Origin of the sequence: Streptosporangium sp. NPDC006007 (genome assembly GCF_040614315.1) — a bacterium.
GTDB lineage: Bacteria > Actinomycetota > Actinomycetes > Streptosporangiales > Streptosporangiaceae > Streptosporangium.
This window is the reverse complement of sequence record NZ_JBEXUG010000001.1, coordinates 89,653-108,848: the sequence shown is the minus strand read 5'-3', so window position 1 is coordinate 108,848 and position 19,196 is coordinate 89,653. Positions and strand designations below refer to the sequence as shown.

Annotated in this window: 24 protein-coding genes; 5 read left to right on the top strand and 19 right to left on the bottom strand. The window is 71.0% G+C overall.

The window, feature by feature from the left end; genetic code table 11:
• Positions 1-68: 68 nt before the first annotated feature.
• The 7 genes from ABZ194_RS00525 to ABZ194_RS00495 all read right to left on the bottom strand — a co-directional run bounded on the left by ABZ194_RS00525 (position 69) and on the right by ABZ194_RS00495 (position 4,874).
• A complete protein-coding gene (locus ABZ194_RS00525) occupies positions 69-464 on the bottom strand; it encodes a DUF3040 domain-containing protein (RefSeq protein ID WP_355590546.1) in 396 nt (131 codons plus the stop codon).
• Between the two features lie 147 nt (positions 465-611).
• Positions 612-1,259: a hypothetical protein gene (locus ABZ194_RS00520; protein ID WP_355590035.1), complete on the bottom strand. Its 648-nt coding sequence runs from the start codon at positions 1,257-1,259 to the stop codon at positions 612-614.
• Positions 1,260-1,288: 29 nt separating this feature from the next.
• Positions 1,289-2,047, bottom strand: coding sequence for a methyltransferase domain-containing protein (locus ABZ194_RS00515; protein WP_355590032.1), 759 nt, complete (start codon positions 2,045-2,047; stop codon positions 1,289-1,291).
• Positions 2,048-2,269: 222 nt separating this feature from the next.
• Positions 2,270-2,680: a transcription antitermination factor NusB gene (nusB, locus tag ABZ194_RS00510; RefSeq protein WP_086577701.1), complete on the bottom strand. Its 411-nt coding sequence runs from the start codon at positions 2,678-2,680 to the stop codon at positions 2,270-2,272.
• Entirely contained in the window at positions 2,680-3,240 is a 561-nt protein-coding gene (gene efp / locus ABZ194_RS00505; RefSeq protein ID WP_355590029.1) for an elongation factor P, read from the bottom strand. Before efp ends, nusB begins: the two co-directional genes overlap by 1 nt.
• A gap of 27 nt (positions 3,241-3,267) precedes the next feature.
• Entirely contained in the window at positions 3,268-4,335 is a 1,068-nt protein-coding gene (locus ABZ194_RS00500) for an aminopeptidase P family protein (RefSeq protein ID WP_355590026.1), read from the bottom strand.
• Positions 4,336-4,631: 296 nt separating this feature from the next.
• A complete protein-coding gene (locus ABZ194_RS00495; RefSeq protein WP_355590543.1) occupies positions 4,632-4,874 on the bottom strand; it encodes a hypothetical protein in 243 nt (80 codons plus the stop codon).
• On the opposite strand from ABZ194_RS00495, the gene ABZ194_RS00490 reads away from it, so the two are divergent.
• Positions 4,807-5,079, top strand: a complete 273-nt coding sequence (locus ABZ194_RS00490; RefSeq protein ID WP_355590601.1) for a hypothetical protein — start codon at positions 4,807-4,809, stop codon at positions 5,077-5,079. The genes ABZ194_RS00495 and ABZ194_RS00490 overlap by 68 nt on opposite strands.
• Positions 5,080-5,642: 563 nt before the next feature.
• Here ABZ194_RS00490 and ABZ194_RS00485 read toward each other — a convergent pair.
• Complete coding sequence (locus ABZ194_RS00485) at positions 5,643-6,029, bottom strand: VOC family protein (RefSeq protein WP_355590023.1); 387 nt, start codon at positions 6,027-6,029, stop codon at positions 5,643-5,645.
• A gap of 174 nt (positions 6,030-6,203) precedes the next feature.
• Between ABZ194_RS00485 and ABZ194_RS00480 the strand changes: the two genes are divergently transcribed.
• Entirely contained in the window at positions 6,204-6,449 is a 246-nt protein-coding gene (locus ABZ194_RS00480; protein WP_355590020.1) for a hypothetical protein, read from the top strand.
• 4 nt (positions 6,450-6,453) lie between these two features.
• Here the strand turns inward: ABZ194_RS00480 and ABZ194_RS00475 are convergent, their stop codons facing one another.
• Together ABZ194_RS00475 and ABZ194_RS00470 are read right to left on the bottom strand one after the other, a co-directional pair.
• The gene (locus ABZ194_RS00475; RefSeq protein WP_355590017.1) at positions 6,454-6,951 is read right to left on the bottom strand and encodes a hypothetical protein; all 498 of its coding nucleotides are present in this window, start codon (positions 6,949-6,951) and stop codon (positions 6,454-6,456) included.
• A gap of 278 nt (positions 6,952-7,229) precedes the next feature.
• Positions 7,230-8,270: an LLM class F420-dependent oxidoreductase gene (locus tag ABZ194_RS00470; RefSeq protein ID WP_355590014.1), complete on the bottom strand. Its 1,041-nt coding sequence runs from the start codon at positions 8,268-8,270 to the stop codon at positions 7,230-7,232.
• 193 nt (positions 8,271-8,463) lie between these two features.
• Between ABZ194_RS00470 and ABZ194_RS00465 the strand changes: the two genes are divergently transcribed.
• A complete protein-coding gene (locus ABZ194_RS00465) occupies positions 8,464-9,372 on the top strand; it encodes an endonuclease/exonuclease/phosphatase family protein (protein WP_355590011.1) in 909 nt (302 codons plus the stop codon).
• Between the two features lie 72 nt (positions 9,373-9,444).
• Here the strand turns inward: ABZ194_RS00465 and ABZ194_RS00460 are convergent, their stop codons facing one another.
• The 4 genes from ABZ194_RS00460 to ABZ194_RS00445 are packed head-to-tail and all read right to left on the bottom strand — an operon-like array spanning position 9,445 to position 13,183.
• Complete coding sequence (locus tag ABZ194_RS00460; RefSeq protein WP_355590008.1) at positions 9,445-10,017, bottom strand: nucleotidyltransferase family protein; 573 nt, start codon at positions 10,015-10,017, stop codon at positions 9,445-9,447.
• Positions 10,014-11,150, bottom strand: a complete 1,137-nt coding sequence (locus tag ABZ194_RS00455) for an XdhC/CoxI family protein (RefSeq protein ID WP_355590005.1) — start codon at positions 11,148-11,150, stop codon at positions 10,014-10,016. Before ABZ194_RS00455 ends, ABZ194_RS00460 begins: the two co-directional genes overlap by 4 nt.
• Positions 11,143-12,282 (bottom strand): VWA domain-containing protein, encoded by a 1,140-nt coding sequence (locus ABZ194_RS00450; RefSeq protein WP_355590002.1) that lies wholly within the window; start codon positions 12,280-12,282, stop codon positions 11,143-11,145. Before ABZ194_RS00450 ends, ABZ194_RS00455 begins: the two co-directional genes overlap by 8 nt.
• Positions 12,275-13,183 (bottom strand): MoxR family ATPase, encoded by a 909-nt coding sequence (locus tag ABZ194_RS00445; RefSeq protein ID WP_355589999.1) that lies wholly within the window; start codon positions 13,181-13,183, stop codon positions 12,275-12,277. The genes ABZ194_RS00450 and ABZ194_RS00445 overlap by 8 nt, the downstream gene beginning before the upstream one ends.
• 126 nt (positions 13,184-13,309) lie before the next feature.
• Between ABZ194_RS00445 and ABZ194_RS00440 the strand changes: the two genes are divergently transcribed.
• Together ABZ194_RS00440 and ABZ194_RS00435 are read left to right on the top strand one after the other, a co-directional pair.
• Complete coding sequence (locus tag ABZ194_RS00440) at positions 13,310-14,650, top strand: potassium transporter TrkG (RefSeq protein ID WP_355589996.1); 1,341 nt, start codon at positions 13,310-13,312, stop codon at positions 14,648-14,650.
• On the top strand, positions 14,643-15,311 hold the full coding sequence (locus tag ABZ194_RS00435; RefSeq protein WP_355590540.1) for a TrkA family potassium uptake protein: 669 nt from the start codon (positions 14,643-14,645) through the stop codon (positions 15,309-15,311). Before ABZ194_RS00440 ends, ABZ194_RS00435 begins: the two co-directional genes overlap by 8 nt.
• Positions 15,312-15,359: 48 nt before the next feature.
• Here the strand turns inward: ABZ194_RS00435 and ABZ194_RS00430 are convergent, their stop codons facing one another.
• The 5 genes from ABZ194_RS00430 to ABZ194_RS00410 form a co-directional block, all read right to left on the bottom strand.
• Positions 15,360-15,818 (bottom strand): PH domain-containing protein, encoded by a 459-nt coding sequence (locus tag ABZ194_RS00430; RefSeq protein WP_355589993.1) that lies wholly within the window; start codon positions 15,816-15,818, stop codon positions 15,360-15,362.
• A gap of 134 nt (positions 15,819-15,952) precedes the next feature.
• Positions 15,953-16,426 carry a 6,7-dimethyl-8-ribityllumazine synthase gene (gene ribH, locus ABZ194_RS00425; RefSeq protein ID WP_355589990.1) on the bottom strand — a complete coding sequence of 158 codons (474 nt, stop codon included), beginning with the start codon at positions 16,424-16,426 and terminating at the stop codon, positions 15,953-15,955.
• 61 nt (positions 16,427-16,487) lie between these two features.
• On the bottom strand, positions 16,488-17,747 hold the full coding sequence (locus ABZ194_RS00420; protein WP_355589987.1) for a bifunctional 3,4-dihydroxy-2-butanone-4-phosphate synthase/GTP cyclohydrolase II: 1,260 nt from the start codon (positions 17,745-17,747) through the stop codon (positions 16,488-16,490).
• Positions 17,744-18,406, bottom strand: coding sequence for a nicotinamide mononucleotide transporter family protein (locus tag ABZ194_RS00415; protein ID WP_355589984.1), 663 nt, complete (start codon positions 18,404-18,406; stop codon positions 17,744-17,746). The genes ABZ194_RS00420 and ABZ194_RS00415 overlap by 4 nt, the downstream gene beginning before the upstream one ends.
• Entirely contained in the window at positions 18,403-19,011 is a 609-nt protein-coding gene (locus ABZ194_RS00410) for a riboflavin synthase (protein WP_355589981.1), read from the bottom strand. Before ABZ194_RS00410 ends, ABZ194_RS00415 begins: the two co-directional genes overlap by 4 nt.
• Positions 19,012-19,196: the final 185 nt, after the last annotated feature.

The window sequence follows — 19,196 nt, the reverse complement described above, 5'->3', positions numbered from 1 at the left end:
CCGCCGGGCCTGCTCTCAAAACCACCGGCGAGGTCTCCACGGGGCCGGTCTCAGGGGGATCGGCCGCGCTAACGCTCGTCGTGCCGGCGGCGCCAGCGCTCCTCCATCCGCTCCATGAAACTCGGCCGGGAACCCCCGCGGCGGCCCACCCTGCTCGGATGAGCGGACGGCCCGGCCGCGGGGGCCTCACCGAACCCGTTCATCCGCTTCCAGCTGGACAGACCCCACAGACACGCGGCGAGCATGACCACGAAACCGCCGACGCCGAGCGGGATGTAGTTCACGACGCCGACCATCAACAGGACAACGCCCAGGACGAAGCCGATGGAGGCCTTCACCAGGCGACGCTTGTAGTGGCTGCGCGGATCACTGATCCGTACGGTATTGGCCCACTTCGGGTCCTCGGCGTAGAGGGCCTGCTCGATCTGGTCGAGCAAGCGCTGCTCGTGCTCAGAGAGCGGCACGGCGCCTCCCAAGGACAGCCCCAGGACGGGGAAGACGGTGACGGACGACACGGGGTGTCCGAACCTCGCGGTCGGTTATCCCCAGAATACGAGGCTGTAGACGTAGACGAAAGAAAACGTCCAACGTAGTCCAAACCGGAGGCGGTGTCATAGATCTATTCCATCAAACGGCGGGCAAACAAGCGACGCCGGGACCACCGCATCACGACCGAACCTGCGGACCGCCCTGTCCATCGCCCGGTCGGGCGTGTAGCGGGTCACCGGGCGCTCGTCGCGCCCGGCGGCCGGCGCGGCCAGGTGAGCGGCGACGGCCTGCCCGAGCTCGCGCCGGAGCGTCTCGACGGGCACCTCGGCGAGGTCGCCGGCCGTCCTGATCCCGGACCGGCTCAGGGAACGTTCCGTGCGCTCCCCCACGCCCCACAGGGCCGCCACCGGGAGCGGATGGGGAAAGTCCACCACCCTGTCGGCGGGCACCGCCGGCAGGCCGTCCGGCTTGCAGTGCCGCGAGGCGAGCTTTGCCACGAATTTACTGTTGGCCACCCCGGCCGAGCAGGTGATCCCGTGCTCGGCCGCGACCCGTTCGCGGATCATCGCGGCGATCGCGGCCGGCGGGCCGAGCCGCTTGCGCGCCTCGCCGGCGTCCAGGAACGCCTCGTCGGAGGCGACTGGCTCCACCTCGGGGGTGAACGTGCGGAAGATCTCCATGACGCCGTGGGAGACCCGGGAGTATTTTTCACGGCTGGGCGGGATGATCACCGCCTGGGGGCACCTGCTGTTTCCTCGACACGAGGTCATTATATGAGAACACATGTTCGGCGGTGGGATCACCGGCGACCGAGGATGTGCAACTGGGTGGCGATGTCGCGGAGCACGGGGTGACCGGCGGCGGCCTGCTCCAGGGCGACCAGCGCGCGCGCGGCCCCCGGCTCACCGTCGACCAGGCGGCTGGGCACCAGATCGGCGAAGATCCGCACCCCGTGGGCCTCACCGGGCTGGAAGCCGGTCGCGGCCAGGAGCCGGGAGAGGGCCTCGCGGGTGAAGCGCCGGGGGGTGGGGTCGCGGTCACCCCAGCGGCCCTCGGGATCGTCCAGAACCTGCGACGCCTCGTCGAACCGGCCCGCTATGGAACGGTGTAGGGCGGCGGCGAGCGGGTTCGCCGCCAGCACGCTGATCGCGCCGCCCGCGCGGAGCAGACCGGCCATGGCCGTCAGCGCGCTGGTCGGATCCTCCACGTACTCCAGAACGCTGTGGCACAGCACCAGGTCGGCGCCGTCGACGGGGAGGAGCTCCCCCAGGTCCGCCGCGTCCCCCTGCAGGGCGCGCACGGTCACCCCCGCCTCGGCGGCCCGGCGTTCGAGCGCGGCCAGCGAGTCGGGGCTGGGGTCGACAACGGTGACGGCGTGCCCGAGAACCGCCAGCGGTACGGCGAAGCCACCGGTGCCGCCTCCGGCGTCGACGATGTCGAGCCGATCTCGGCCGGTCGCGGAGACCCGGTCGGCGAGCACCGCCCTCAGGACGTCCCAGACCACGGCCGTGCGGACCGCAGGGGTGCCTGCGGGCCGCGAGATGCCTACGGCGCGCAACTTCAGATCGCCTCCTCTTATGGGGTGACGAGCCCAGCCTACGCCGGACCGTCGGCGGGGCCGTCCAAGGGCGATCCATACCCGTACCCGGTTGAGTTTTTCCCCGGCACGGGCGGGGACCGCGGTGGAGCGAGGAGCAAAATACGGAAAATCAGCATATGGCCCCCGGAGCATACTCGTGGAGGAACCGGCACCCCGGCCCCCCACGGGTACGGAGCACGGCTACAGCGCCAGGGACGGCTTGAGCTGCTTGAAACGGGCCATGAGGCCGTTGACGAACTGCGGCGACTCGTCGGTCGACAACTCGGAGGCCAGGCCCACCCACTCGCTGATCACGACGCCCTCGGGGACGTCGGGCATCCACAGCAGCTCGTAGGTGCCGCCGCGGAGCAGGTTGCGGTCGACCGCGGGCATGCGGTCCAGCGTCCAGCCCTCGGCGTAGGTGGTGATCAACTCGTCGATGCGCGCCCGGTGACGGCACACGCCCTCGACGATCGTCGCGGTGTACTCGTTGACGGGCGGCTCGGCCCGCTCCAACCGCTCCGCGAGGACGCTCAGCGGATCCTGGCTGCGCGCCTCCGCCTCGAACAGGATGTCCAGCGCGCGCCTGCGAGCCTTACCCCGCGCCGACATCAGGCGCGGCCGAGGTAATCGCCGGTGCGGGTGTCGACCTTGACCTTCTCGCCGGTCGTGATGAACAGCGGCACCTTGATCTCGGCGCCGGTCTCCAGCTTGGCGGGCTTGGTGCCGCCGGTGGAGCGGTCACCCTGAAGGCCCGGCTCGGTCTCGGCGATGATCAGTTCGACGGCGGCGGGAAGGTCGACATAGAGCACGTTGCCCTCGTTGACGGCCACGGTGGCGAGCATGTTCTCCAGGAGATAGTCGGCGGCATCGCCGACGGCCGTCCGGGAGACGTGCAGCATGTCGTAGGTCTCGGTGTCCATGAAGACGAACTCGTCGCCGTCCATGTAGGAGAACTGCATCTCGCGCTTGTCGACGTTGGCCACCTCGACCTTGACGCCGGCGTTGAAGGTCTTGTCGACGACCTTGCCCGAAATGACGTTCTTCAGCTTGGTGCGGACGAACGCACCACCCTTACCGGGCTTGACGTGCTGGAACTCCACGACCGCCCAGAGCTCACCGCCGTCGAGCTTGAGCACCAGGCCGTTCTTCAGGTCGTTCGTCGTCGCCACTAGCTCTCTCCTGCGTACGGCCGCTCTTTAAAGGACAAGCAGCTCTTTGGTCGTCCGTGTGAGAAGTTCCGGTCCGTCATCACGCGCCACGAGCGTGTCTTCGATGCGGACGCCGCCCCTGCCCGGTAGGTAGATCCCAGGCTCAACGGTGACCGGAACTCGATCCTCTAGTCTAGCGTGCTCAAGGTCGGACTCCGGTTTCGCCGGAGCGAGGAACGGCACCTCGTGGATCTCCAGCCCGACACCGTGGCCGAGACCGTGCCCGAAGCGCTCGCCGTAGCCCGCCTCCGCGATGAGATCACGGGCCGCGGCGTCGACCTCGTGGGTGAACGCGCCGGCCCGTACGGCGTGGCGGCCGGCACGCTGCGCCGCGCGGACCAGGTCGTACAGCTCGCGCTGCCACTGCGCGGGCTCACCGATCGCCACCGTCCGGGTCATGTCCGCGTGGTAGCCCCCGTAGAGGGCCCCGAAGTCCATCGTGACCAGATCGCCGCGCTCCAGCGGCCGGCCGGAGGGCGAGTGGTGCGGGATCGAGCCGTTGGGGCCACTCGCCACGATCGAGTCGAACGCTGGCTTCTCCGCGCCCAGCTCGATCATCCGGCGCTCCAGCCCCCTGGCGATCTCCCGCTCCGTCACGCCGGGCCTCAGCGTGGGCAGCACGTCGGCGAAGGCCTGGTCGGTGAGCTCGCACGCCGTGCGGATGAGATCGATCTCCTCCTCGTCCTTGATCCGGCGGACCGACTCCACCAGCCCGGAGACCCGGAGCAGGTCCTCCCCCAGCCGGAAGTAGTCGGCGACGGACATGTGGTGGGCCTCGACGGCGACCCGGTCGGCCAGCGCGACCAGGTGCCCGATGACGTCGCGTTCCTCGATCACCTCGATGTCGGGGCAGACCCGCCGGGCGGTCTCGGCGTAGCGGGAGTCGGTGGCCAGCGTGGCGTCCGCGCCGGCCCTGACGAGCACGGCCGCGTTGGAGCTGGCCAGGCCGGTCAGATAGCGCACGTTGACACCCCGGTTGACCAGGAGGGCGTCCGCCCCGTGAGCGGGGAGCAGGGCCGCCAGGCGGGCGCGGCGCTGAGCGTGGATGAGGGTCATAACCTGCATGCTATGGACGGTTTTCGCCGATGTCGTCCCCTGGCAGCGGGAAAATCGGAAAAACCCGGACGCCGGGAAAGACCCCGGCCTCGGGGCCTCGGGCCAAGGAGCCTCCGTGGAGGAGACGCGGCACCTCTGCGCCCGCGCGTCGCGAATCGCAGCCGTCCGGGCGGGATCGGGGCCTGAGCCGTATGGCTGGAAATTCACCGAAATGGCATATCGGAACATTCCTTGAAAAATCGGGATTCACCCATGCGGTAACCCGGCGAACCGGGGGCGCGATTTCCCGGCGGGCGTCAGCAGGCGATTCTAATGACGTCCATGATACGGCCGAACCTGCCGACATCGGTATATCTTTCACTCCAGTCCTGCACGGCGGCCGACCGCCTCTCGCCGGATTCGGTGTCCACGAAGCAGGCCGGGGCCTGAGCGTCGAACGACCCGACGTGATCGCGCAGATAGCCGGGCAGCTTGATCATCTGCCCCATCCCCGGCGACCACACCCAGATCTTCCCCGCGGACTCCCAGCCGGGCCACAGGCAGACCGACCCGCGGGGACAGGTCGAATCCGGCTTCGGCGGCGAGTCCTCCCCCGAGGTCCGCGGAACCGGAGTCCGGGGCACGGCCTCCGGAGGGGCCAGCCGGTCCGCCAGAAAGAAGACAATGCTTATCACCGCGATTACCGTGCTGACGATCCCGGCGATCGTCCCCCACTTCGTCCAGCTCAACGCCCGTTTCTCGTGACCCTCGGCGGGGGCGCCCCGTGGACGTGATCTGCCGCCGCGAGAAAGAACAGATGCCTTCCCCTTCCACTTACCGGCCTTACCAGGCATTCCTCTCCTTCATGGCACCCCGGTTTCAATGGTTCACGGAAACAGGCGTCGCCGATCAGAAATTCGGCACGACAGGGCCAAATGATAGAACGCGACATGCGGCCCGGTCCGGTCACCGCCTGAAATGGCGGCGAAAGAATGAATCCGGCCGCGCAGGGGAAAAGCGTCTCCTCGAAAGGACATCATTGGCGAAATCAGCCGATACGGCATGCCATGGACGGAGCGCTGCGAGATATGTAAAGACCGGATGACGTCCCGGACGGTCGTGATCCGATGCCGGACCTCCGTCGCGCGGTGAGGCCGGCGTCGACGGCGCCTCGGCCTCCGCGCGGGCCGGTGACGGAGGGCAGGGGTTCGGGCGGGGGTTCGGGCCGGCCGTCGGCGGCCGGCTTCCTCATCCACTGTTCCGCTACGCCGCGGCGGTGGACCTCCGACGCCGGTGGGCGCGCGGGCGAAGGACGCGCCAGGCGGGACTCACCGTCCGGCGTCCTGCGGATACCAGCGCAGTTCGACGGTGTTACCGTCCGGATCCCGCACGTAGATCGACTGCCCCTCGCCCCGCGCGCCGAAGCGGCCGACCGGGCCTTCCAGCACGGTGAAGACACCCGAGTCGATGATCTGCTCCCAGTCCAGCGGTTCGACGACCAGGCAGATGTGATCCACGTTGGACTCCCCGCGGGAGCGGCCGAGCAGATCGATGATCGTGGCCGGGCCCACGCGCACCGACGGGAACGGGACCTTCCCCGCCCGCCACTCCTCCACCCGGACCGGTTCCAGACCGAGGGATCCGCAGTAGAACTCCAGCGCGCGTTCGACGTCCCGCACATTGATCACCAGGTGATCGAAGCCTATGACCCGCACGAATCCTCCAATAGTCGACATCCGGTAACGTTCCCGGGCCGGATCCCGCCGCCAGGGCGGACCCCGCAGGGGTTGCCGACGGTTGCCCACCCTCGCCGATGCCGGCCGGCGTGCTCAGGGACCGGTCATCCGAGCTCACTCCGGCCCCCCGCGTCAGACCATTGTGCCAGCGGAGTGAACACGGGGCGGCGGCCGGCGGCGCACCGCCGCGGCGTGGCCGCGGCGGCCGAGGCGACCTCGGGAGCCGTCAGGTCCCCGGCCGCCGCCGGCCAGCCGGCGCCCACCCGGAGGTGGGCGCTCCCCGTCTCGCGTTACTGGGGGGGCGGAGTGGAGGCGGTGGGAGTGGAGGACGGCGACGAGGAAGACCCGGGGGCCGGGGTGCCGGACTTGAGCATCAAGGTGCACTTCAGGCGCGGGTAACCCTTCACGCTGCCGTCCCAGTCGCACAGGGAGCGGATGCCCGAGAGATCGAGGACGAAAGGCCCGTCGAGACCCTTGCCGTCGGCGCCGGGCTTGCCGTCGGCGCCCTTGGCACCGGCGGGACCGGGTCGCCCCGCGCTCCGGTCTCCCCGGCCTTACCGGGCTCCCCCTGCGCTCCGGGCTTTCCGTCCACACCGTCCCTGCCGGGGTCGCCCTTCTGCCCCTGCTGCCCGGTGAGGCCGCGCTCTCCCTGCGCGCCCTGCAGGCCGCGCTCTCCGCGCGGCCCCTGGGAGGCGATGCCCTGCTGAGCCTCCTCGATGGTCAGGGTGCGCTCGGTCTTCGGGTTGCACGCCTTCAGCGCACGGACGATCTTGGTGGTCTTGTTCACGCAGAACACCTGACCGGCGACCGCCGTCTGCGCGGCCGACGCCGTGGTCACGCTGGACAGACCGACCGCGAGAACGGCGGTGGCGAGGATCGCAAGAGGTGTTTTCAAACGCATGAGCACTCCAGGGAAGAAAGGGAAAGCCGTGGCACGGCGGCACCAGAGTGGCAGTTGGGAACGGTCCATGCGCCTCAAACGAGCACATGTACAGACATGTAATGAAAAAGAGATCCATATCCGTTCATCCCGAACGGTTGAGCACCGTCCCCGCCACCCTCACCGGCGCCGTTCCCGCACCTTCCGGAGCGCAGGCGGGTTCACGGCCGGGTCCCCCCAGGTTCCAGGCCGGGGACCCGGCCGGAGGATGTCAGAAGGCGGCAGGCCAGGAGGCGGGTTCAGGAGGCGAGGGCTCTGACCTTTTCGATGAGGCGGATGCGTTCCTCGTGGGTACGGCCGAGGGGAGTGACGTTGACGGTGGTGACACCCGACTCCCTCATCGCCTGAAGGCGGTCGCGGACGTGGCCCTCGGGGCCGATGAGGGACATCTTCTCCAGGAGCTCCCGCGGAACCAGCGCGGCGGCCTCGTCCTTCCTGCCGTCGAGGTAGAGATGCTGGATCCGCTCGGCCTCCCGCTCGTAGCCGTAGCGGCGGGCGAGGTCGTTGTAGAAGTTCCTGCCCTTGGCGCCCATGCCGCCGATGTAGAGCGCGGCCATCGGGCGTCCGAGCTCCAGCCAGTCCGACACGTCGTCGCCGATGGCGAGCGCGGCCTGGGCGATGACGTCCAGCTCGCCCAGGGCCGGGTCGCGCCTGGCCTTTCCGGCGGCGAGGGAGGCGCCCCAGACGTCGGCCGCCTTCTCCGGAAAGTAGAAGATCGGCTCCCAGCCCTCGGCCAGTTCGGCGGAGAGCTCGACGTTCTTGGGGCCGATGGCGGCGATCACGATGGGGATGCGGTCGCGGACCGGACGGTTGATGATCTTCAGGGACTTGCCCAGGCCGGTGCCCTGGTCCGCCGGGAGCGGGACGGTGTAGTACCTGCCCTGGTAGGCCAGCCGCTCGCGTTTCCAGACCTGCCGGCAGATCTCGACGACCTCGCGGGTACGGCCCAGCGGCGCGGTGTACGGCACGCCGTGAAAGCCCTCGATGACCTGCGGCCCCGAGGCGCCCAGGCCGAGGGTGAAGCGGCCGTCGGAGACGTAGTCCATGCCCGCGGCGGTCATGGCCAGCAGGGCGGGGGTCCGGGAGTAGATCGGCAGGATGCCCGAGGCGATCTGCAGACGCTCCGTCTTGGCCGCGATGTAGCCCATCTGGCTGACCGCGTCGAAGCTGTACGCCTCGGCGACGAAGACGATGTCGAGGCCGGCCCTCTCGTAGTCGGCCAGCTCGGCCACCGTCTCCTTGAAGCCTCCTGAGTAGTTCAGGGCCATACCGATACGCATCGTGAGACCATCCTCCCGCACCCGCAGAACCGAATGATGTTCCGTTACCTTCGCGGCAAAGGGTATCGACTCACCGGTAAAGCACAAGCTCCGCATCCTCGGCGCCGGCCCGGTAGCGTACGGATCCCAGGGCAGGAGGGGAGCCGTCGAGGCGGAGCGCACGCGGGACGGACACGGACGGGCGAGGGGCGATGTGCTGAGGCGGTCGATCATCGTGATGGCGGGGGCGCTCACCCTCGTTCTCTGCGGCCACCGGTTACTGCCTGAACTGGGCGGATTCACCCCGGTGCTGGAGAGCCTGCTCCCCTGGCTCGGGGCCGCGGTGCCGTTGCTGCTGGTCGGAGCGGCGTTCACCCGCTCGTGGCGGGTGCTCGTCACCACGCTGCTCCCGGCGATCGCGTGGGGGGTCATGTTCGGCCCGGCGCTGCTGCGCACCTCACCGGGCGGGCCGAGCGACGTGTCGGTCGTCACGCTCAACGTGGGAGCGGCCAACGCGGACTCGGCGCAGGCCGTACGGGCCGTCTCCCAGAACCGGGACCTGGTCGCGGTGCAGGAGCTGACCGACGGCGGTCCGGCGGCGAAGATGCTCGACAGCCGCTTCCCGCACCGCTACCAGGTGACCACGGTCGGCCTGTGGAGCCGCTTCCCGATCCTGCGGGCCCACAAGGTGGACATCGGCCTGGACTGGGCGCGGGCTCTGCGCGCGGTGGTGGAGACCCCCAAGGGCAGGCTGACCGTCTACGTCATGCACCTGGCCTCGGCCCGCCCCGGCCAGACCGCCCAGCGGGACGAGAACCTCGGCTACGTCCGCAAGATCATCGACGGGGACGCCAGCAGGCACCTGCTCCTGCTCGGCGACCTCAACACCGCCACGACCGACCGCAAACGCTCCGGCCTGGTGCCGCCGCTGTCGGACGCCCAGCAGGAGGCCGGTTCCGGCTTCGGCTTCACCTGGCCGTCGTCGTTCCCCGTCACCCGCCCCGACCACATCCTCTACCGGGGTCTCACCGCGACCGGCGCCGGGGTGGAGCGCGCCGCGGGCAGCGACCACCGGGCCGCGGTCGCCTCCCTGCGGCTGTGGGAGAACACCCCCCGCTCATGAGACCGTACGGCCGCGCCGCGGGCCGGCCGTGAGCCGGCCCCCGGGGCCGGCGGCCCGCGGCGCACGGCGGTCTCACCGGGCGTGCAGGGCCGACAGGTCCGCCTGAGTGTCGATGTCGATGGGGTCGCCGACGTCGTCGCAGGCGACCTCGGTGATCAGCTCGGGATGGGCCCGCAGAAAGGGCCGGGCACCGACGTCCCCGACCGCGAGCTCCGCGACCTCGGCGAAGTGCTCCCTGGCGATGAGCACCGGGTTCCTGGGCCGCCCGCCATAGCTGGCGACGGCGACCGAGGCGCCGTCACGCCCTGCCCCGATCAGCCGCTCCACGGCCTGGGGGTCGATGAACGGCTGGTCCACCAGGGCGATCACCACCCGCTCCACGTCGCCGGGGAGGGCGTCCAGGCCGATGCGGAGCGAGGAGCCCATCCCGGAGGACCAGCGCGGATTCCGTACCGCCACCGCCCCCCGGACCTGCACGGTGACGGCTCCGAGCACGACCACCACGGGATGGCAGCCGCCGTCGTGGAGCATCCGGATCCCCCGGTCCACCAGCCGCTCACCGCGGAACTCCACCAGCGCCTTCGGCCTTCCCAGCCGGGAACCCGATCCGGCCGCCAACAGCAGTCCGGCACTCGCCGATCTCACGAAGTCCTTCTCCTCTCCCCGGCCGTCCACGCACGGGGACCGTCCCCGTGGATCCGGCCGGAGCCTTCTGTCAGTGGTTGCCCGGAACCGCCCCAGCGGAGCTGGATCAGCTCGGCGGCGATGGAGACCGCGGTCTCCTCGGGGGTCCGGGCCCCCAGGTCCAGTCCGATGGGCGAGCGGAGCCGCTTCAGCTCGACCTCGTCCAGCCCCGCTCGCGCGAGCCGTACCAGGCGGTCCTCGTGGGTGCGGCGTGAGCCCATCGCGCCGACGTAGCCCGCGGGGGTGCGCAGGGCCACCTCCAGCAGCGGGACGTCGAACCGGGGGTCGTGGGTGAGCACGCAGATCGCGGTCCGCTCGTCCACGGTGATCGAGCTCAGGTAGTCGTGCGGCCACTTGACGATCACCTCGTCGGCCTCCGGGAAGCGCTTGGCGGTGGCGAAGACCGGGCGGGCGTCGCACACGACCACGTGATAGCCGAGGAACTTGCCGATCCTGGCGACCGCGGCGGCGAAGTCGATCGCGCCGAAGACCAGCATCCGGGGCGGCGGGGCGAAGGAGTGCACGAAGACCGACAGGTCGTCGAGCCGCCGCTCGCCCCGCGCGCCGTACCGGCGGACCCCGGTGCTCCCCTGGGCGAGCATGCCCCGCGCGTCGTCGTCCACCGCCTCGTCCAGCCGGGGCACGCCCAGCGAGCCCGAGGAGCGCTCCGGCCAGATCACCCGGCGGGCGCCGACGGCCCCGGGCCCGGACAGCACGGTCGCCACCGCCACCGGCTCGCGCCCACGCACCGCCCCCGCGACCTCTCCCAGCTCGGGGAACGTCTCACGTGACACCGGCTCGACGAACACGTCCAGGATGCCGCCGCAGGTCAGCCCGACGGAGAAGGCGTCGTCGTCACTCACGCCGTAGCGCCGCAGGACCGGTGCGCCGGAGGCGACCACCTCGCGGGCCAGCTCGTAGACGGCGCCCTCGACGCAGCCGCCCGAGACGCTGCCCTCCGCCTCCTCGCCGAAGACGGCCATCGAGGCTCCCGGCGGCCGGGGCGCGCTGTGGAAGGTGTTCACCACGGTGGCCAGGCCGAACGTCCGCCCGGACTCCCACCACCGCACGATCTGTGACAGCACCTCACGCATGGGCCCCTCCCAGCAGCCCGGCCAGATCCGCGAAGGCCGCCAGACTGTGCCCGGCCACGAAGTCGTCGACGTACGGCAGGGCGGCGCGCATCCCGGCGGTGAGCGGCTGGTAGCCCTCCTGGCCCTTGTGCGGGTTGACCCAGATCACCCGGTGCGCCGTCCGGGACAGCCTGGCCATCCGCGCGCCGAGCAGTGAGACGTCGCCCCGTTCCCATCCGTCCGAGGCGATCACGACCACCGCGCCTTCCGCGTCGTTCGTCTCCAGCAGTCTTCCGATCTCCTCGCCCAGCCGGGTACCGCCGCTCCAGTCGGGGATGGCCCGGGAGGCGGCGTCCATCGCGGTGGACGGGTCGCGGTGGCGCAGTTCCGCGGTGAGCCGGGTGAGCCGGGTGCCCGCGCTGAACACCTCGGTGGCCCGGGGCTCGGATCGGACCAGCGCGTGGCCGAGGCGGAGCAGGGTGTCGGCGTAGGGGGTCATGGAGCCGCTGACGTCGACCAGCAGCACGACCCTGCGGGGCCTGGTCCGGTGGGTGCGGTAGCGGAGCCTGGCGGTCTCCCCTCCGCGCCGCAGGGTCTCGCGGATCGTCGCCCCGCCGTCCAGCCGCCCCCGGTGGGACGGCCCGAACCGCCGCGACCTGCGCCGCTCGCGCCCCACTTCGAGCAGGGCGAGCAGCCGCCGTACCTCGGCCAGCTCCGCCCCGGTCATCTTGGCCACGTCCCGGTGACGCAGCACCTCCGCGGCGCTCGCGCCCGCCGCCCGGACCGGGCGGTCGCCGCCCTCTCCGCCTGGGGCGCCGGACGGGACGGCGGTGTACCTGACGACGGTGATCGCGGCCCGCCGGGGACGGCCGGCTCGCAGCCCGCCGAAGTAGGCATGGAAGACCCGGTCGTAACGGGGCAGGTCGTCGGCGGAGGCGCACAGGGTGAACCGGCCCGCCCAGTAGACGTCGCGCGGCCTGGCGGCGTCCAGGTGGGACAGCGCGCGCAGCAGGCTCTGGGTCCGCTCGTGATCGGCGGGGACCCCGGCGGCGCGCAGTGTCCTGGCGAATCCGGTCATGACGGCGACCAGGTCCCGCGCCGTCCCCGCGCCCGGTGGCGGAGGGATTTCCCCGGGAGGGCGGATGTCAGCCACGTGACTCACCATGTGGATCACCGAAGAACCCGTTCCCGAGCACGGCCTCGTGGTCCTCCCGGTGCTTGAGCAGGGCGCCCAGCGTCGCAGCCGCCAGGTCGGGGTCCAGCTCGCGGGCACCGAGCGTCATCAGGGCCTCGGTCCAGTCGAGGCTCTCGGCGATCCCGGGCGGCTTGACCAGACCCGCCCGACGGAGCCGGCCGGTGGCCCCGGCCACCTGCTCGGCGAGGGTCTCCGAGCAGGTGGGCAGGCGTCGTAGCAGGATGGCGACCTCCCTGTCGAAGGAGGGGTGCTCCAGCCAGTGGTAGAGACAGCGCCGCTTGAGCGCGTCGTGCACCTCGCGGGTGCGGTTGGAGGTCAGCACGACCACCGGCGGCGTCTCGGCGCGGATCGTTCCGAGCTCGGGGATGGAGATCGCGAAGTCCGACAGCACCTCCAGCAAGATCGCCTCGAACTCCACGTCGGCCCGGTCGATCTCATCGATGAGCAGCACGCTGGGCTGGGTCTCGACCGCCTTCAGCAGCGGCCTGGCGATCAGGAAGCGCCGGTCGTAGACCTCCCCCTCCAGCCGGGCCGCGTCGGTGACCCCGCCCGCCTCGGCGGCCTTGAGGTGCAGGAGCTGGCGGGCGAAGTCCCAGTCGTAGAGCACCTGGGGCCCGTCGAGCCCCTCGTAGCACTGCAACCGGATCAACGGCGCCTCCAGCACGGCGGCGAGCGTCCTGGCCAGCTCGGTCTTGCCGGCCCCCGCCGCGCCTTCGAGCAGCAGCGGGCGTCCCATCCGCAGCGCCAGGAACGCCACGGTGGCAAGCCCCTCGTCCGCGAGATAGGCCTGCCGGTCGAGCAGCTCTCCGAGCTGCCCCGGGGAGTCCACGTCCGCCGGCCTGATTGTCCGCCTCAGCACCACCTCAGGCTACGCCTGCGGACTCGGTCAGGAGGAGAGTCCCCGAAGAGCGGCGGCGCACCCGCGCGCCGGACGGCAGGGGCACGGTGGGCGGTTCCATCCCGGGCAGGCGTATCCTCGCGACCCGTGAAGAACCTGGTCCGGCAGATCAACACGCCGTCGAGAGTCCTCGTGACCGCCTTCCTGGCGGTGGTGCTCGTCGGTTCGGCGCTGCTGTCGCTGCCCGTCGCGGTCGAGGCCGGCCAGCGGTCGTCGTGGACGTCCGCGCTGTTCACCGCGACCTCGGCGGTCTGCGTGACCGGACTCGCCGTACAGGACACCGCGACGCACTGGACGCTCTTCGGCGAGACGGTGATCCTGGCGCTGATGCAGATCGGCGGCTTCGGGATCATGTCGCTCGCCTCCATCATCGCGCTGGTCGTCTCCGGAAGGCTCGGCCTGCGCGCCCGGCTCAACACCCAGGCGGAGACCAAGACCATGGGGGCCGTCGACGTGCGCCGGCTGCTCGCGGGCGTCGCCAAGGTCACGTTGACGATCGAGGCGCTGACCGCCACCGTGCTCACCGTCCGCTTCGTCACCGGGTACGGCGAGTCCCCCGGCCGCGCCCTGTACCAGGGGGTCTTCCATTCGGTCTCGGCGTTCACCAACGCCGGGTTCACGCTCTGGCCGGAGGGCGCGGCGCGGTTCGTCACCGACCCGTGGGTCTGCCTGCCCCTCGCGCTGACCGTGATCGCCGGGGGTCTCGGTTTCCCGGTCTACGCCGCGCTCCGGCGGAGCCGGCGCCACCCGGTGAGCTGGTCCCTGCACGTCAAGATCACCCTTGGGGTGACCGCCGTCCTGCTGTTCGGCGGGGCCGCGGCCGTCACCGCCACCGAGTGGAGCAATCCGGCCACCCTGGGCGGGCTCTCCCCCGGACAGCGGGTGATGGCCGGTTTCTTCCACAGCGCCATGACCCGCAGCGGCGGCATGAACTCCGTCGACGTCTCCCAGATGCACGAGACCACCTGGCTGATCAGCGACGTGCTGATGTTCATCGGCGCGGGCAGCGCGAGTACCGGCGGCGGCATCAAGGTGACGACGTTCGCGCTGCTCGGCTACGTGATCCTGGCCGAACTGCGCGGCGAGCCCGACGTCACGGCCGCCCGGCGCCGCGTGCCCGAGCCGCTCCAGCGGCAGGCGCTGACCATAGCCCTGCTCAGTGTGGCGTCGGTCGCCCTCGGTACGTTCGTGCTGATGATGGCGACCCCGTTCAAACTCGACCGCGTGCTGTTCGAGGTGCTCTCCGCCTTCGGTACGGTCGGGCTGTCGACGGGGATCACCCCCGACATCGGCACCGCCGGGCGGCTGACCCTGACGACCCTGATGGTCGTCGGCCGGCTCGGTCCGGTGACCCTCGGCGCCGCCCTGGCACTTCACGTCCAGACCCGCCGGTTCCGCTATCCGGAGGAGCGTGTTCTCGTTGGTTGACAAGAAGGGCCGCGGCGACGCGGTCGTGGTGATCGGCCTGGGCCGGTTCGGCGGCGCGCTGGCGCGGGAGCTGGTGGGGCGCGACGTCGAGGTGCTCGGCGTGGACAGCGACCTCAGGAACGTGCAGCAGCTCTCCGGTCAGCTCACCCACGTGGTCTGCGCCGACTCCACCGACCCCGACGCGCTCACCCAGCTGGGCGTCGCCGAGTTCGGCAGGGCGGTGGTCGGCATCGGCACCGACATCGAGGCGAGCATCCTGACCACCTCGATCCTTGCCGACTTCGGCGTGCCGGACATCTGGGCCAAGTCCATCAACCGCCAGCACAGCCGGATCCTGGAGCGGGTGGGCGCCCACCACGTGGTGCAACCGGAGCACGACATGGGAGAGCGGGTCGCGCACCTGGTGACCGGCCGGATGCTCGACTACGTCGAGATTGACGACGACTACGCCCTGGTCAAGACCAAGGCTCCCCGGTGGGCGGAGGGCAGGACGCTGGGTGAGCTGGGCATCCGCAGGAAGTACGGCGTGACCGTGGTCGGGATCAAGAAACCCGGCGGTGGATTCACCTACGCCACCTCCGACACCGACATCCAGGGGGGCGACATCCTGCTCGTCGCGGGCCAGACGGGCAAGGCGGAGCGGTTCGCCGACGAGACCTGAGGGGGGCGGAGCCGGCGGGCGCGATCCGGCGGGTTCGGCGAGCGGCGGTCAGCGGGTCTCCTCGGCCTCGCCGCGCTCGCGGATGAGCGCGGCCAGCTCGCGGACCTGCCGGACGGTCCGCTCCTTCTCCGACCCTTGCAGTCCCATGGCCCCGACCGTCGCACCGTCGGCAAAGTCGATCTTGGCCCAGGGCTCGCTCTCGACCAGCGTGACCGCGAGCACCTCGGGCCACTCGTAGCGGTGCACCCGCAACGGGTTGACCACCGTGATCCCCTGCTCGTCCGCCTCGACCCTGCAACGGCCCAGCAGGTGCAGCACACCGGCGATCACCCCGCCGAGCAGGAGCATCGCGACCCTGTCGGCCGGGGTGAACGGCGGTGGCAGCAGGAGCGCCATCAACAGGGCCCCCAGCATGATCAGTCCGGCGAAGCCGTACGCCACGACGCGGCCCTTCCTCGGCCGCCACACCACGGGCAGCGGGGGCGGAGAGACGCTCTCGGGGCTCAATTGGAGATCACATTCCTTCGGGAGAACCGCCGGTCACAGCGGCTGCGACCGGCGACACGACGCCGAACGAAATTTACCGCACCACCTGCCCGCCCCTTACCCCGCACCGGAGGCGGGGTCCCGGCCGTGCGGGGTCAGACCCGCCGCAGGTCACGCAGGAGCAGCGCGGTCTCCAGGGCGGCGACGGTGGCCTCGTAGCCCTTGTCCTCGTGGCTGCCGGGCAGCCCGGACCGGTCGAACGCCTGGTCGAGGGAGTCACAGGTCAGCACGCCGTTGCCCACCGGAGTCTCCTCGTCGAGTGAGATCCGGGTCAGGCCCGAGGTCACCGACTCGCAGACGTAGTCGAAGTGGGCCGTTTCCCCGCGGATCACGGCCCCCAGGGCGACGACCGCGTCACACCGCCGGGCCAGGGCCTGGAGGACGACCGGGATCTCCAGGGACCCGGCCACCCGGATCACGGTCGCGGTGGCGCCGCTGTCCCGACTGGCCCGCACCGCCCGCGCCACCAGCTGGTCGGTGATCTTCTCGTGCCAGCGGGCGGCCACGATGCCGACGGTCAGCCCGGCGGCCTCGACGGCCGCCGCCCGAGGTTGTCCTCCGCCGCTCACGCGCCCCCTCCTTCCCGCGTCCCTGGACGGGTGAGGGCCCCGGGGCCGCCGATCCGCTCGATCATGCCTTCTCCTCCTGAGTGTCACGGTCCCGGGGGTCGCCGCCCTGGATGTCGCCGCCCTGGATGTGGTGACCGAGACGGTCACGCTTGGCCACCAGGTATCTCTCGTTGTGCGGGTTGATCGCCGCCGGCATCGGCTCGCGGCCGAGCACCTTGATACCGTAACCGTCCATGCCCCGCAGCTTCGCCGGGTTGTTGGTCAGCAGCCGGATCGACTTCACGCCCAGGTCGGCGAGGATCTGCCCGGCGTTGGAGAACTCGCGGGCGTCCACAGGCAGCCCGAGCTCCAGGTTGGCGTCCACGGTGTCGCTGCCGCCGTCCTGCAGGCCGTACGCCTTGAGCTTGGCCAGCAGTCCGATGCCGCGCCCCTCGTGCCCGCGCAGATACACGACCACGCCCCGGCCCTCGGCGGCGATCTCCGCCATGGCGTGGTCGAGCTGCACCCCGCAGTCGCAGCGCAGGGATCCCAGCACGTCGCCGGTCAGGCACTCGGAGTGCGCCCGGACCAGGACGTTCTCCCCGTCGCCTATGTCACCGTAGACCAGGGCCATGTGCTCGCCGCCGTCCAGGGCGCTGGCGTAGCCGTAGGCGCGCCACGTCCCGTATCTGTTCGGCAGGCGGGTCTCGGCGATCCGGGTCACCATCCGCTCGCTCCGCCGCCGGTACTCCACCAGCTGCTCGATGGAGACCAGCGCCAGGTCGTGCTCGTCGCAGAACTCGCGGAGTTCCGGCAGCCGTTTCATGGTCCCGTCGTCGTTGACGACCTCGGCGAGCGCGCCCGCGGGGCGCAGCCCGGCGAGTCTGGACAGGTCCACGGCCGCCTCGGTGTGACCGCGCCGGACCAGCACGCCGCCCTCGCGGTAGCGGAGCGGGAAGACGTGGCCGGGCCGGAGCAGCTCGAAGGGCTCGGTCGCCGAGTCGCACAGGGTACGGATGGTCCTGGCGCGATCGGAGGCCGAGATGCCGGTGCTCACCCCGTCGCGGGCGTCCACGCTGATCGTGTAGGCGGTGCGGAGGCGCTCCCTGTTGTCGTGCACCATCAGCGGCAGGCCGAGCCGGTCGAGGTCCTCACCCGTCATCGACACGCAGATCACGCCGCTGCTGTGCCGGATGGTGAAGGCCAGCAGCCCCGGCGTGGCCCTGGCCGCCGCGAAGATGATGTCACCCTCGTTCTCACGGTTCTCGTCGTCCACGACCACGACGGGTCTGCCTTCGCGAATGTCGGCGATCGCCCGTTCTATCGGGTCCAGCGTGGTCACACAGCCTCCTTGAGGACGAGCACGGTCCTGGACCGGTACTCCTTGAGCCAGTTGAGGAATCCGGCCAGGACGAGGACGAGGAAGACGCCGTACACGGTCCCGGAGACGACGAGTCCCGAGCTGAAGGCCAGCGGCACGCCGACCAGGTCCACCGCCACCCAGATCAGCCAGAAGTCGACCAGCGCGCGGCCCTGCGCCCAGGTGGCGACCGCGCTGCCCACGAAGAGGTAGGCGTCGGCCGCGACCAGGAGGTAGCCCTTGGGGGGCGGGACGAGCGCGCCCCAGGAGAGCCCGGTGACGTAGAAGATCATGCCGACCGCGGCCGTGCCCGCGACCAGGGTCCCGGCCAGGGCGAGCCGCTCGCGGCCCGTCGCCGGGCGTACGGCCAGCTCCCGGCCGTTCCGGGTGCCGCGCGTCCAGCGCCACCAGCCGTAGACGGCCAGGGCGCCGAACATGACCTGCTTGAGCGCGTTGCCGGTGAGGTGCGCGCCGATCGAGGCGGCGAGCAGGAGCGCGGCGGCGGTGAACTGCACCGGCCAGGTCCAGATCGACCTGCGGATGGCCAGCAGCACGGTGACCAGGGCCGCCGCGTTCCCGACGAGGTCGGTCCACAGGACCCTGGTGCCGAGGATCTCCAGCCCCGCCTGGGCCCAGTTCACGAGGCGCCCCCGGGGGCGTAGGCGCCGAGGAGTTTCTCCACGTGCTTGGCGATCACGTCGACCTCAAGGTTCACCGGGTCGCCCGGCTGCTTGGCGCCGAGGGTGGTGAGAGCCAGGGTGGTCGGGATGAGGCTGACCGAGAAGCCGTCGCGGTCCACGCCGACCACGGTCAGGCTGATGCCGTCCACCGCGATCGAGCCCTTCTCGACGACGTAGCGGTTCAGTTCGGCCGGGAGCGAGATCCGGACGACCTCCCAGTGCTCGTCCGGCTCCCGGGACAGCAGCACACCGGTCCCGTCGACGTGGCCCTGCACGATGTGACCGCCCAGGCGCTGGTCGGCGCGGACCGCGCGTTCCAGGTTGACCCGGGAGCCGGCCCGCAGAGCGCCCAGGCTGCTGCGGTCCAGGGTCTCCTTCATCACGTCGGCGGTGAACACCTCCCCGTCGACCTCCACCACGGTCAGGCAGACCCCGTTGACCGCGATCGAGTCGCCGTGCCCGGCGTCACCGGTGACGGTCCCGCCGCGGATCGACATCCTTGCGGCGTCCCGGAGCGGTTCGATCGCGGCGATCTCGCCCAGTTCCTCGACGATTCCGGTGAACATTCACAGCTCCTTCGCGGGGTGCGGCAGGACGGTCGCGAGGCGGGTCCCGGCCGGTGGGGGTGGCGTCCTCGAACTCCGGGAGGCGGGTCCGGGCGAACAGGCGGGCGAGCGTGCGGGCACATGGGCGGGCACGCGACGGGAGGGGGACGGCGGGCGGAGGCGCGAACGCGCGCGACGGAATCGGC

Excerpts from the sequence above, each read along its gene's own strand:
- ABZ194_RS00470 (WP_355590014.1), bottom strand. The coding sequence starts at position 8,270 with ATGCGTATCGGTATGGCCCTGAACTACTCAGGAGGCTTCAAGGAGACG.
- nusB (WP_086577701.1), bottom strand. The coding sequence starts at position 2,680 with ATGTCGGCGCGGGGTAAGGCTCGCAGGCGCGCGCTGGACATCCTGTTC.
- ABZ194_RS00500 (WP_355590026.1), bottom strand. The coding sequence starts at position 4,335 with ATGACCCTCATCCACGCTCAGCGCCGCGCCCGCCTGGCGGCCCTGCTC.
- ABZ194_RS00520 (WP_355590035.1), bottom strand. The coding sequence starts at position 1,259 with ATGACCTCGTGTCGAGGAAACAGCAGGTGCCCCCAGGCGGTGATCATC.
- ABZ194_RS00475 (WP_355590017.1), bottom strand. The coding sequence starts at position 6,951 with ATGCGTTTGAAAACACCTCTTGCGATCCTCGCCACCGCCGTTCTCGCG.
- ABZ194_RS00410 (WP_355589981.1), bottom strand. The coding sequence starts at position 19,011 with ATGTTCACCGGAATCGTCGAGGAACTGGGCGAGATCGCCGCGATCGAA.
- ABZ194_RS00455 (WP_355590005.1), bottom strand. The coding sequence starts at position 11,150 with ATGCGTGAGGTGCTGTCACAGATCGTGCGGTGGTGGGAGTCCGGGCGG.